This is a genomic window from Brevibacillus laterosporus DSM 25, from assembly GCF_002706795.1.
Lineage (GTDB): Bacteria > Bacillota > Bacilli > Brevibacillales > Brevibacillaceae > Brevibacillus_B > Brevibacillus_B laterosporus.
In genome coordinates this window covers 2304816-2318670 of the sequence record NZ_CP017705.1, presented here as the reverse complement: position 1 = coordinate 2318670, position 13855 = coordinate 2304816, and the positions used below count along the sequence as shown (strand labels likewise).

General features: G+C 42.9%; 10 protein-coding genes and 1 other annotated feature. All 10 genes read right to left on the bottom strand.

The features are described from left to right. Nucleotides 1-138: 138 nt before the first annotated feature. Nucleotides 139-2217 (bottom strand): elongation factor G, encoded by a 2079-nt coding sequence (gene fusA, locus BrL25_RS11010; RefSeq protein ID WP_018673902.1) that lies wholly within the window; start codon nucleotides 2215-2217, stop codon nucleotides 139-141. A 69-nt stretch (nucleotides 2218-2286) separates the two neighbouring features. After that, entirely contained in the window at nucleotides 2287-2757 is a 471-nt protein-coding gene (gene rpsG, locus BrL25_RS11005; RefSeq protein ID WP_003333802.1) for a 30S ribosomal protein S7, read from the bottom strand. Nucleotides 2758-2808: 51 nt separating this feature from the next. After that, the gene (rpsL, locus tag BrL25_RS11000) at nucleotides 2809-3231 is read right to left on the bottom strand and encodes a 30S ribosomal protein S12 (RefSeq protein ID WP_018673903.1); all 423 of its coding nucleotides are present in this window, start codon (nucleotides 3229-3231) and stop codon (nucleotides 2809-2811) included. A 118-nt stretch (nucleotides 3232-3349) separates the two neighbouring features. Beyond that, a complete protein-coding gene (locus BrL25_RS10995; RefSeq protein WP_018673904.1) occupies nucleotides 3350-3604 on the bottom strand; it encodes a 50S ribosomal protein L7ae-like protein in 255 nt (84 codons plus the stop codon). Nucleotides 3605-3768: 164 nt separating this feature from the next. Further along, entirely contained in the window at nucleotides 3769-7386 is a 3618-nt protein-coding gene (gene rpoC, locus BrL25_RS10990) for a DNA-directed RNA polymerase subunit beta' (protein WP_018673905.1), read from the bottom strand. A gap of 30 nt (nucleotides 7387-7416) precedes the next feature. Next, nucleotides 7417-10953 (bottom strand): DNA-directed RNA polymerase subunit beta, encoded by a 3537-nt coding sequence (gene rpoB, locus BrL25_RS10985; RefSeq protein WP_018673906.1) that lies wholly within the window; start codon nucleotides 10951-10953, stop codon nucleotides 7417-7419. Between the two features lie 335 nt (nucleotides 10954-11288). Beyond that, complete coding sequence (locus tag BrL25_RS10980) at nucleotides 11289-11885, bottom strand: class I SAM-dependent methyltransferase (protein WP_018673907.1); 597 nt, start codon at nucleotides 11883-11885, stop codon at nucleotides 11289-11291. A gap of 109 nt (nucleotides 11886-11994) precedes the next feature. Continuing rightward, the gene (rplL, locus tag BrL25_RS10975; protein WP_018673908.1) at nucleotides 11995-12354 is read right to left on the bottom strand and encodes a 50S ribosomal protein L7/L12; all 360 of its coding nucleotides are present in this window, start codon (nucleotides 12352-12354) and stop codon (nucleotides 11995-11997) included. Between the two features lie 30 nt (nucleotides 12355-12384). Beyond that, nucleotides 12385-12900: a 50S ribosomal protein L10 gene (gene rplJ, locus BrL25_RS10970; protein WP_018673909.1), complete on the bottom strand. Its 516-nt coding sequence runs from the start codon at nucleotides 12898-12900 to the stop codon at nucleotides 12385-12387. Between the two features lie 28 nt (nucleotides 12901-12928). Beyond that, nucleotides 12929-13078: a sequence feature (ribosomal protein L10 leader region), on the bottom strand. A gap of 48 nt (nucleotides 13079-13126) precedes the next feature. Next, nucleotides 13127-13810, bottom strand: coding sequence for a 50S ribosomal protein L1 (gene rplA / locus BrL25_RS10965; RefSeq protein WP_018673910.1), 684 nt, complete (start codon nucleotides 13808-13810; stop codon nucleotides 13127-13129). Nucleotides 13811-13855: the final 45 nt, after the last annotated feature.

The window sequence follows — 13855 nt, the reverse complement described above, 5'->3', positions numbered from 1 at the left end:
TAAAGGTTTTTATAATAAGTATAGAGAGAAAGGTTTACATGAGGTTGGTTATAACCAAACAATATTGTAAACCTTTCTTCTTTGAAGATAAAGAGAGAAATCTACACTAGAAGTAAATTCTCAAAAAATAAATCCTGATTATTCACCTTTAGTTTTCTTGATGATTTCCTCAGAAATATTTCTTGGTACTTCTTCGTAGTGGTCGATTTGCGTAGAGTACTGACCGCGACCTTGTGTACGGGAGCGTAATACTGTAGAGTAACCAAACATCTCAGAAAGTGGAACCATTGCACGGATAACCTGTGCATTTGCACGAGCATCCATACCTTCGATACGTCCACGACGAGAGTTGATGTCACCCATTACGTCACCCATGTAGTCTTCAGGTACAGTAACTTCTACTTTCATAATTGGCTCAAGAAGAACAGCTCCACATTTCTTAGCTGCCTCTTTAAGTGCTAAGGAACCTGCAACTTTAAACGCCATCTCAGAGGAGTCTACATCATGGTAGCTACCGTCTAGAAGAACAGCTTTAATGTCAACAAGTGGGAAACCTGCAAGAACACCATTTTTCATGGATTCTTCAATACCTGCTTGAGCTGCTGGGATGTATTCACGAGGAATCGCACCACCGACAACCTTGTTCTCAAACACGAAGCCTTGACCAGCTTCAAGTGGAGAGAACTCAACCACAACGTGACCGTATTGACCACGACCACCAGATTGACGTACGAATTTACCATCAACTTTAGCAGTTCCGCGGAATGTTTCACGGTAAGCTACTTGTGGAGCACCCACGTTAGCTTCTACCTTGAATTCGCGTCTCATACGGTCAACGATGATATCAAGGTGAAGTTCACCCATACCACCGATGATGGTTTGTCCAGTTTCTTCATCTGTGTGCGTACGGAACGTTGGATCCTCTTCAGAAAGTTTAGAAAGGGCAATACCCATCTTATCTTGGTCTGCTTTAGATTTTGGTTCGATAGCAACGTGAATAACTGGCTCAGGGAATACCATAGACTCAAGGATAACTGGCGATTTCTCATCGCACAAAGTATCCCCAGTTGTAGTATCCTTCAAACCTACAGCTGCTGCAATGTCACCGGAGTGAACCATAGGGATCTCTTCGCGGTGGTTAGCGTGCATTTGTAGGATACGTCCGATACGCTCGCGTTTACCCTTAGTAGAGTTAAGCAAGTAAGAACCGGAAGCAAGTGTACCAGAGTATACGCGGAAGAAAGTAAGTTTACCAACGTAAGGGTCAGTCATGATCTTAAATGCAAGAGCAGAGAACGGACCATTGTCATCGGATTCACGAACTACTACTTCGTCACTCTCTGGAAGAGTACCTTTAATAGCTGGTACGTCAATTGGAGCTGGCAAGTAGTCAACTACTGCATCCAACATCAATTGAACACCTTTGTTTTTATAAGAAGAACCACAAAGAACAGGAACTAGATTAACTGCGATGGTACCTTTACGTAGAGCAACTTTGATTTCTTCAATCGTTAACTCTTCACCTTCAAGGTATTTCATCATTAGTTCTTCGTCTTGTTCCGCAGCTGCTTCAACAAGTTGCATGCGAAGTTCTTCGCATCTGTCTTTCAACTCAGCTGGAATCTCTGTAGTTTCAGAAGTTTTACCCAAGTCATCTACATAGATGTGAGCTTTCATTTCAACAAGGTCAATGATACCTGTGAAATTATCTTCAGCTCCAATTGGGTATTGGATAGCTACTGGGTTAGCACCTAGACGCTCTTTGATTTGATCTAAACACATATCAAAATCAGCACCCATGATATCCATTTTATTTACGTAACAAACACGTGGTACGCCATAACGGTCTGCTTGGCGCCATACAGTCTCAGACTGTGGCTCTACGCCGCCTTTCGCGTCAAAAACCGCAACAGTACCATCAAGTACGCGCAGAGAACGTTCAACTTCAACTGTGAAGTCTACGTGACCAGGAGTATCGATGATGTTGATGCGGTGACCATTCCATTGAGCAGTCGTAGCAGCAGAGGTGATTGTAATACCGCGCTCTTGTTCTTGTTCCATCCAGTCCATCGTTGCGGCACCTTCGTGTGTCTCACCGATTTTGTGAACGCGACCGGTATAAAAAAGAATACGCTCGGTTGTTGTCGTTTTACCGGCATCGATGTGTGCCATGATACCGATATTACGCGTATTCGCTAGAGAGAATTCGCGAGCCATTTAGGAATTGCTCCTTCCATACTCATATGTGAGAATATGCGGGTATCCTTTAGATACCCGCTTTGCATTCTACCAGCGATAGTGTGCAAACGCTTTGTTTGCTTCAGCCATTTTGTGAGTGTCCTCACGTTTCTTAACAGCTGCACCAGTACTGTTTGCTGCATCCATAATTTCGCTAGCTAAACGCTGTTCCATAGTTTTTTCACCACGAAGACGAGCGTAGTTAACTAACCAACGAAGACCAAGAGTCGTACGACGCTCAGGTTTAACCTCGATAGGTACTTGGTAGTTAGCACCACCTACACGGCGAGCCTTTACCTCAAGTACAGGCATGATGTTTTTAAGAGCTTCTTCGAACACTTCCATAGGGTTGCGTCCTGTACGTTCTTGAATGATGTCAAACGAGTTATATAGGATATTTTGCGCAACTCCACGCTTACCATCCAACATCAAACGGTTGATTAAACGAGTAACCAACTTGCTGTTATGAATTGGATCTGGCAATACGTCGCGTCGAGCAACTGGACCTTTACGCGGCATCAAGTTCCCCTCCTTTTCCTAGAGTTATTATAAGGTAATCACGCAATGTGATTATTTTTTTGCAGGTTTCGGACGTTTTGTACCATACTTGGAGCGAGATTGCATACGGTTGTTAACACCCGCTGTATCAAGCGCACCACGTACGATATGATAACGTACCCCTGGTAAGTCTTTTACACGACCACCACGAACTAGTACAACACTATGTTCTTGAAGGTTGTGACCGATACCTCCGATGTAAGCTGTAACCTCGATTCCGTTAGTTAAACGTACACGAGCATACTTACGAAGGGCGGAGTTCGGTTTTTTAGGTGTCATTGTACCTACACGAGTACATACACCACGTTTTTGAGGTGAACTTTGGTTCGTTTGAGATTTCTTAAAGCTGTTGTACCCTTTTTGTAGAGCTGGGGACTTAGACTTTACGACTTTATCTTTACGACCTTTGCGCACTAATTGGTTAATTGTAGGCATGATCTTTTTCCTCCTTCCTCATTCTTTAGTGTAAGACCACAGATCCAGGTGAATCACTTATGGGCAAAATAAGATGCCTTTGCCTGAAAAACGCACTGTTCTTCAACAAAAACATAACTTAACCACTTTTTTTTATTGCACAAGCGGCTGCCCCAACTTGTATTCCACACGCTTTACCTAAACGCTTCATGGAATCAACAAAGTTGACGGGAACACCCTTCTCTTTACATAGAAGTGCGATCCTTTGTATTAAACGTCTATCTGCATCCTTAGCCAAAAACACTTCCTCAACAAGTCCGTGTTCGATCGCTTTGGTAGTTTGATTAATACCGATCGTTAACTCCTTTGCCCACTCTACTTTTTCATAAGACATGATGATCATATCCTCCAAAGTAATTGAGTATCAGGCACACTCAAGTATCATACCAGCTATTCTTATAGAAGTCAACCTATGATTCTATAAAAAATTATTTTCTATTAAATAGATAAGGAGGCGGTTTCCCTAAGGAGGAAGCGCCTCTCTATCTATATAGCAAACTAGGATTCTACTGATACAGCTTCTAGCCTGTCAGTGTTACCTTCTGCTTGTTCACGATTTAATAGTCTTGAATTGCGATAACGATTCATACCGGTACCAGCTGGAATCAGCTTACCAATAATTACGTTCTCTTTCAATCCAAGAAGCTTATCTACTTTACCCTTAATCGCCGCATCTGTAAGAACACGTGTTGTTTCTTGGAAGGATGCTGCAGATAAGAAGGAATCTGTCTCCAGGGATGCTTTTGTGATACCAAGCAACACTGGGCGTCCAACTGCTGGACTTTTACCAGACATAAGAACTTTTGCATTTGCAAGTTCAAATTCATGAACTTCCACGAAAGAACCTGGCAACAGATCAGTTTCTCCACTATCAATTACACGCAATTTACGAAGCATTTGACGAATCATTACCTCGACGTGCTTGTCGTTGATTTCTACCCCTTGCATATGGTAAACTTTCTGAACCTCTTGTAAGATGTAGTTGGATACACCGCGTTGTCCGCGTACTTTCAGCATTTCTTTCGGGTCTACAGAACCCTCTGTTAACTCATCACCGGCATTTAGTTTTTGACCAACAGATACCTTGATACGTGCACCGTATGGAGCTGCGTACTCTTTGTTCTCTGCTTCACCACGAACTTCGATGATGTGTTTATCTTTATCTTCACGAATGCTAACTACTTCTGAGTCAATTTCAGTGATAACCGCTTGACCTTTCGGATTACGAGCTTCAAACAACTCTTGGATACGCGGCAAACCTTGCGTGATATCGTCTCCTGCTACCCCACCGGTATGGAACGTACGCATTGTTAACTGTGTACCTGGTTCACCGATAGATTGTGCAGCGATAATACCAACTGCTTCACCGATTTCTACCTCAGCTCCTGTTGCCAAGTTACGGCCATAGCAACGTTTGCAGACACCGTGACTTGTGCGACAAGCAAGTACGTTACGAATGTAAACATCTTGAATGCCAAGTTTAACGATATATTCAGCCATCTCCTCTGTAATTTCCTCATTGCGATGAACAAGGATCTCACCAGTTTCAGGATGACGAACTGTTTCAAAGCAGGTACGACCTTCTAAACGGTCAGACAGCTTTTCGATTTCTTCCTTACCATCTTTAATAGCACTCACGCGAATACCTTTATCTGTTCCGCAATCTTCTTCACGAACGATAACGTCTTGCGCTACGTCTACTAGACGACGAGTTAAGTAACCTGAGTCAGCTGTACGCAGGGCTGTATCGGCCAAACCTTTACGCGCACCATGCGTAGAGATAAAGTATTCCAATACCGTCAAACCTTCACGGAAGTTAGATTTGATTGGTAACTCGATGATTCGACCTGATGGGGTTGCCATCAGACCACGCATACCAGCTAGCTGAGTAATCTGGGATACGTTACCACGGGCACCGGAATTAGCCATCATGTAAATCGCATTGAATTGATCCATTGATTTCATGAGAACTTCAGTTACTTCATCTTTAGCTTTTGACCAGATTGAGATAACACGGTCATAACGCTCATCTTCGGTAATTAAACCACGACGGAATTGCGCCATTACCGCACTTACTTTCTCGTCAGCAGAGTTAAGGATTGCTTGTTTTTCAGATGGAACCACGATATCCGCAACGGCGATCGTAATACCAGCTTTTGTTGAATATTTAAAGGCCAATTCTTTTATCTTATCAAGAATTTCAGATGTCATGGTTGTTCCAAAGCGACGGAAGCATTCAGCAATGATTGTTCCCAAGAAGCCTTTTTTCACAGCACCTGGATCTTTCAAGCTCTGAATAAAAGCAGTTGTATCCTGACCTTTTTCAAACATAAAGTATTCATCAGAAACTTGGTTCTGAAGGTTGTCTCTTGTAGGAGCATTGATGTATGGCAACTCTGGAGGGAAAATCTCGTTAAAGATTACTTTTCCCACTGTAGTAGCCAGCAATGCTTCTTGTTGTTGATCCGTAAATGATGTTTTGCTCAAACTCTTAGCCGGAATAAGGATACGAGTTTGCAACGTGATGTATGCATTCTCATAAGCCGCAATTGCATCAGCAGGATCACGGAAAATAGATCCTTCACCCACATCTCCTCTGCGCTCCAGCGTCAGATAGTAAGAACCAAGCACCATATCCTGAGACGGTGTAACAACTGGCTTACCATCTTTCGGGTTCAAGATGTTTTGTGCAGCAAGCATTAGGACACGAGCTTCAGCTTGTGCTTCCGCAGACAATGGTACGTGAACCGCCATTTGGTCACCGTCAAAGTCAGCGTTATAAGCTGTACATACGAGTGGATGCAGACGAATCGCACGTCCCTCTACCAATACCGGCTCAAATGCTTGAATACCTAAACGGTGCAAGGTAGGAGCGCGGTTTAGTAATACTGGATGTTCCTTGATTACCTCTTCTAGAACGTCCCATACCTCAGGCTGAATACGCTCAACTTTACGTTTCGCACTCTTAATGTTATGAGCTAGACCTTTTGCTACAAGCTCCTTCATAACGAAAGGCTTAAACAGTTCCAACGCCATTTCTTTCGGTAGACCGCATTGGTACATACGAAGGTTCGGTCCTACTACGATAACGGAACGACCAGAGTAGTCAACACGTTTACCCAAAAGGTTTTGACGGAAACGACCTTGCTTACCTTTAAGCATATGACTCAAAGATTTCAATGGACGGTTACCAGGACCAGTAACAGGACGTCCACGACGACCGTTATCAATCAACGCATCCACTGCTTCTTGTAGCATACGTTTTTCATTTTGTACGATAATGTCTGGTGCGCCAAGTTCAAGTAGGCGTTTTAGACGGTTGTTACGGTTGATAACACGACGATACAAGTCATTTAGGTCAGATGTCGCAAAACGTCCACCATCCAACTGTACCATCGGACGCAATTCTGGAGGAATTACAGGCAATACGTCAAGTACCATCCAATCAGGGCGATTACCAGAGTTACGGAACGCTTCCAATACCTCTAGACGTTTAATCGCACGAGTGCGGCGTTGACCCTGCACGGTTTTTAAATCTTCCTTCAGAGTGCTTACTTCTTTTTCAAGGTCAATTTCAGCCAGCAAGCGACGAATTGCTTCAGCACCCATTGCTGCTTGGAAGGATTGACCATATTTTTCACGATAGTTACGGTATTCTTTTTCAGACAAAAGTTGTTTTTTGTCCAAAGGAGTATCTCCCGCATCTACTACTACATAAGAAGCGAAGTAGATAACTTCCTCAAGGGAACGAGGAGACATATCCAGTACTAGACCCATACGGCTAGGGATACCTTTGAAATACCAGATGTGGGAAACAGGAGCAGCAAGCTCAATATGCCCCATACGTTCACGACGCACTTTTGCACGAGTTACCTCAACGCCGCATCGATCACAAACCACACCTTTATAACGAACGCGCTTGTATTTACCGCAATGACATTCCCAATCTTTGGTTGGTCCGAAAATACGTTCACAGAACAAACCATCTTTTTCGGGCTTCAAGGTACGGTAGTTAATTGTTTCAGGTTTTTTAACTTCCCCGAAAGACCACGAACGGATCTTATCGGGAGAAGCTAAACCAATCTTCATATATTCAAAATTATTGACGTCAATCACAGGGCGTTACCTCCCTCTTGTACCGGAATCTTACTCATCTTGTGCGCCTATGCTTTCAGGTAAGAGATTTAACTTTTCTCCAGTTCCTTCATCCTCATCATCGGTTTCGCGCATTTCAATTTCCTGCTCGTCTCCAGAGAGGATTTTTACGTCCATACCTAAGCTTTGAAGTTCTTTAATCAATACTTTGAATGATTCTGGAACTCCAGGTTCTGGTACGTTTTCACCTTTAACGATCGCTTCGTACGTTTTCACACGACCAACAACATCGTCAGATTTAACGGTGAGGATCTCTTGCAGAGTATATGCGGCACCGTATGCTTCAAGCGCCCATACCTCCATCTCCCCGAAGCGCTGACCACCGAATTGAGCTTTACCACCCAATGGTTGTTGCGTAACAAGAGAGTATGGTCCAGTTGAACGAGCATGAATCTTATCGTCAACCAAGTGAGCCAGTTTCAGCATGTACACGCAACCTACTGTTACACGGCGATCGAATGATTCACCTGTACGGCCATCATATAGGAGGGTTTTACCGTCGCGGTCTAATCCAGCTTCTTCAAGTGTATCAAGAACATCGTCTTGACGCGCACCACCGAAAACAGGAGTCGCTACGTGAATACCCAACAATTTAGCAGCCATACCTAAATGTGTTTCAAGTACCTGACCGATGTTCATACGCGATGGTACACCCAGTGGATTCAATACAATCTCAACTGGCGATCCATCCGGTAGGAACGGCATATCTTCTTCCGGCATGATACGGGCAATAACCCCTTTGTTACCATGTCGACCGGCCATCTTATCTCCAACGGAAATCTTACGTTTTTGAGCAATGTATACACGCACTAGTTGATTAACACCTGGAGGCAATTCATCGCCATTGTCGCGAGTAAATACTTTTACATCAACAACAATACCAGAGCCACCGTGTGGTACACGTAGTGACGTATCACGAACTTCTCGTGCCTTTTCACCAAAGATCGCATGCAATAGACGCTCTTCAGCTGTTAGCTCTGTTACACCCTTAGGAGTTACTTTACCAACAAGAATATCGCCATCGCGAATCTCAGCACCAACGCGAATGATACCACGTTCATCAAGATTCTTCAGCGCCTCTTCCCCTACGTTCGGGATATCGCGTGTAATCTCTTCTGGTCCTAGCTTCGTATCACGTGCTTCTGATTCATATTCTTCAATATGAATGGACGTGTAGACGTCATCTTTAACCAGTTTTTCACTTAACAAGATCGCATCCTCGTAGTTATAACCTTCCCAAGTCATAAACGCTACGATAACGTTGCGACCAAGTGCCAATTCACCCTTCTCAGTGGACGGACCATCACCGATAATATCGCCTGTTTCGATAATATCACCAGATTTTACAATCGGACGTTGGTTAATGCAAGTCCCTTGGTTAGAACGGATGAATTTGTGCATTTTATATTTATCTAGATCTCCAGCAACTTGTTTACCGTCAACCTCTATATAACGTCTTACAATTACTTCACGAGCTGTTACACGCTCTACTTTTCCAGGCCATTTCGCAACAACTGCAACACCGGAGTCTTGCGCTGCTTTGTGTTCCATACCAGTTCCTACGAACGGAGCTTGAGGAATTAGCAAAGGAACGGCCTGACGTTGCATGTTTGATCCCATCAGAGCACGGTTGGCGTCATCGTTCTCAAGGAACGGAATCAACGCTGTCGCAACCGATACAACCTGCTTAGGAGAGATATCCATAAAGTCTACTTTATCGCGAGGTACGTTAAGGATTTCACCTTTACGGCGGCAAATAACCATCTCGTTTGCAAATCTACCATCTTCAGCTAATGGCTGATTCGACTGAGCTACGTTATATACATCCTCTTCATCAGCTGTCAAATAATCAATCTCAGTTAATACAACGCCTGTTTCAGGATTAATTTTACGGCGAGGTGTTTCAATAAAGCCGTAATCATTAATACGAGCAAAAGTAGACAGGGAGTTGATCAAACCGATGTTTGGTCCCTCTGGAGTCTCGATCGGACACATACGTCCATAGTGAGAGTGATGCACGTCTCGCACTTCGAAACCAGCGCGTTCACGTGTCAAACCACCAGGTCCCAATGCGGACAAACGGCGTTTATGTGTTAATTCAGCAAGCGGATTCGTCTGATCCATGAACTGTGAAAGCTGGGAGCTACCAAAGAACTCTTTGATCGCCGCGATTACAGGACGGATGTTAATCAAAGCCTGCGGAGTAATTTGATTTTGGTCTTGAATGGACATGCGTTCACGAACCACACGTTCCATACGAGAAAGACCAATACGGAATTGGTTCTGCAACAATTCACCTACAGAACGTAGACGACGGTTACCCAAATGGTCAATATCATCTGTAGTACCTATGCGATGAAGTAAGTTAATAAAATAGTTAATTGCGGAAACGATATCTGCCGGAGTAATATGCTTTACAGACATATCGATATTAGCATTACCGATAATCTTAACTACTTTACCTTCTTCATCAAAGATATCTACAGATTGAAGAGTAATCGTTTCGTTTTCTAGAACTCCACCATGTGTACGTACGTCCACATAGTTTACGCCACCTTCCAACATAGGTAGAATTTTTTCCATTACACGACGGTCAATAATTTGACCTGCTTCTGCAATGATTTCACCTGTTGTTGTATCAATCAGCGTCTCAGCAAGACGTTGGTTAAATAGGCGGTTTTTAATATGGAGCTTTTTGTTCATTTTATAGCGACCTACTGAAGCTAAATCATAGCGCTTTGGATCGAAGAAGCGAGAAATCAATAAGCTCTTCGCGTTCTCTACAGTAGGTGGTTCACCTGGACGCAAACGCTCATAGATTTCAATCAAAGCTTTCTCAGTAGAATCGGTGTTATCTTTTTCAAGCGTGTTATTTACGAATTTCTCATCATGACCCAAAAGGTCTAGAATATCTTTATCAGTTCCAAAACCTAAAGCACGTAGTAATACTGTAACTGGAATTTTGCGAGTACGATCGATACGCACATAAATGATATCTTTCGCATCGGTTTCAAGTTCAAGCCATGCTCCACGGTTCGGAATAACAGTAGCGCTGAAAGTCTGTTTACCGTTCTTATCAATTTTAGTGTTATAGTAAACACTAGGGGAACGAACGAGCTGACTGACAATAACGCGCTCCGCTCCATTTATAATGAAGGTACCCGTTTCTGTCATCAGTGGGAAATCTCCCATAAAGACTTCTTGCTCCTTCACTTCGCCCGTCTCTTTGTTTAGAAGACGTACTTTAACACGCAATGGAGCAGCATACGTTACATCACGTTCCTTCGACTCGTCTACGCCGTATTTAGGCTCACCAAGACTGTAATCAATAAACTCCAGCACTAAATTACCAGTAAAGTCTTGGATTGGCGAAATGTCTTGGAACATCTCTCTTAAACCAGTATCCAAAAACCATTGGTAAGATTTTTGCTGAATTTCGATTAGGTTAGGTAGTCCCAGTACTTCGTTGATTCGAGAATACGTGCGACGCTGGCGGTGCTTACCGCTCTGGACCAGTTTACCTGCCAACTCATTCACCCCTCACTATTTGTTGCAACACCCTTTAGTTAGATGTTGACCGCAACATGTCTTCCCTCTTAATTTAGGAAAACGGAAAGCATCTAGTAATATAACACCAGACGCTGAAGACACAAAAATAAAAATGGGTTAACCATTTAACCTCATTTTTGATAAAAAACTCTATTCTAAAAGAATTCCCAACCTTTTACAGCTTTAACCCTCTATGCATAAAAATCAGCACAAAAAGGTATTGACAAATCAGGAATCGCTCAGTTTAGACATTTAACCCATATTGACATTTTATAATGTTAACATAAGGGAAATGCCTCGTCAAGGAGATTTGGTTATTTTCTTGCTCGAATTATAAAATAACCCTTGCTTTTTCCGACAGTTTCTACCTCTCGAAAATATTCTTCCATTTTTTTAATAGCAGAAGGTGCACCTTGCTTCTTTTGAATAACAACCCACATTTCACCGCCAGGCGCTAAAAGCTTATAACCTTCTGTGAAAATGCGATGCACCGTCTCTTTTCCAGCTCGGATGGGAGGATTGGTTAAGATAACATCAAACTCTCTATCCTCTACTTGCTCGTAAAGGTCACTGGCCATAATCTCCACATTGGAAATTCCATTTCGCTCTGCATTCCGTTTTGCAAGTGCTACTGCTCGTTCATTTATATCAATCATAGTAACGAGCCCTTTGTTAGCTATCGATGCAGCCGCAAAACCCATCGGGCCATAGCCACAGCCTACATCAAGAACGCGCGCATGTTCCGAAAACTGCATGGTTTCTATCAAAAGCACGCTCCCAAAATCAATTCGTTCCCGAGAAAAAACACCACTATCGGTAGTAAAGTGATAGGTTTTTCCAAGTAGCTCAAAGTTAAATTCAGCTTCCTCATGTGCCGATTGTGGTCGGTTTGTGTAATAATGATCACTCATCCTCTTGCCTCCTTTCCCAAGCAATTCAATCAAGATCAAATAAGCCTAGATAGCAGAAATCCCCCAACCTTAACGGTAAGGGGGATTTCACTATAGAAAGTAGAAGAAATTACTTAACTTCTACAGTTGCACCTGCTTCTTCAAGCTTAGCTTTGATGCCTTCAGCTTCGTCTTTAGAAACGCCTTCTTTAAGTGCTTTAGGAGCGTTGTCAACCAAGTCTTTTGCTTCTTTCAAGCCAAGACCAGTGATTTCGCGAACAACTTTGATTACGTTGATTTTGGAAGCTCCACCACTAACTAGGTTAACAGTGAATTCAGTTTGCTCAGCAGCTGCTTCAGCGCCACCAGCCATAACAGCTACAGGAGCTGCAGCAGTTACACCAAACTCTTCTTCGATTGCTTTTACTAGATCGTTCAACTCAAGAACGGACATACCTTTGATAGCTTCTAAAATTTGTTCATGATTCATTTCATTGTCCTCCAATCTTTCTTATAACGATTAGGCGCCTTGGCCTTCTTTTTGTTCGGAAACAGCTTTAACCGCAAGCGCGAAGTTGCGAACTGGTGCTTGTAGCACGCTGAGAAGCATGGACAACAAGCCTTCGCGAGATGGTAGTGCAGCAAGTGCTTTGATTTCTTCAGCGCCTACTACTTTACCTTCGATAACTCCACCTTTGATTTCAAGTGCTTCATTTTTCTTCGCGAAGTCAGCAATGATCTTCGCAGGAGCAATTACGTCATCTTTGGAGAAAGCAATTACGTTTGGTCCCAAAAGGTATTGGTCCAAATCGCTCAAGTTTTCTTGAGCTGTAGCTAAACGAGTCAAAGTATTTTTGTATACTTTAAATTCAATGCCAGCTTCACGCAATTGTTTACGAAGTTCAGTTACCTGAGCCACTGTAAGACCACGATAATCAGCTACTACTGTTGCTTGACTTTCACGTAACTTAGTAGCGATCTCGCTGATTACTTGTGCTTTCTCTTCACGGATAACAGTTGGACGAATTTCTGCCATTTGTTACACCTCCCGTGCAATCAATCCTAATGTAAATTGAAAATGCCCTCGCAGACGTTTCGCGAGGGCACATATCAACAGAACTAATCTATTAATAGTACACACCTCGGAAGGAAATTAAGCAGCTTGCCTTTCGGTTCATTGCACCTTCTGTCTGCGGTATGACAATATTCTCTTTAACAACAGGTTATATATTATCAACTTCTCTACTAGAAGTCAACTGTAATTATTTTACATCAATGCGTACACCAGGACCCATAGTGGAGCTGATAGATACACTCTTCATGTAAATACCTTTAGCTGCTGCTGGTTTTGCACGGTTAAGTGCTTCTGTCAGAGCTGCAAGGTTTTCAGTTAGTTTTTGAACATCAAAAGATACTTTACCGATAGGAGCGTGGATAATACCACCTTTTTCTACACGGTATTCGATCTTACCTGCTTTGATTTCATTAACTGCTTTTGTAACATCAAATGTTACAGTTCCAGTTTTAGGGTTTGGCATTAGACCTTTAGGACCTAATACGCGACCCAATTTACCTACTTCACCCATCATGTCTGGAGTAGCAACGATAACGTCGAACTCAAACCATCCACCTTGGATTTTAGCAAGCATGTCTGCATCGCCTACGTAATCTGCTCCAGCTGCTTCAGCTTCTTTCGCTTTTTCACCTCTAGCAAATACAAGAACACGTTGTACTTTACCAGTACCGTGTGGCAATACAACAGCACCACGAATTTGTTGATCAGCACGTTTAGGGTCTACACCCAAACGGAATGCTGCTTCAACTGTTTCATCAAATTTAGCAGAAGCTACGTTTTTCACTAGCTCGACCGCTTCAGATACAGCATACACTTTAGTCTTGTCGATCTGCTTTGTAGCTTCTAGATATTTTTTACCATGCTTAGGCATTTGCAAATCTCCCTTCAATGTGGTCGTAGCGGTTTAATCCTCCCA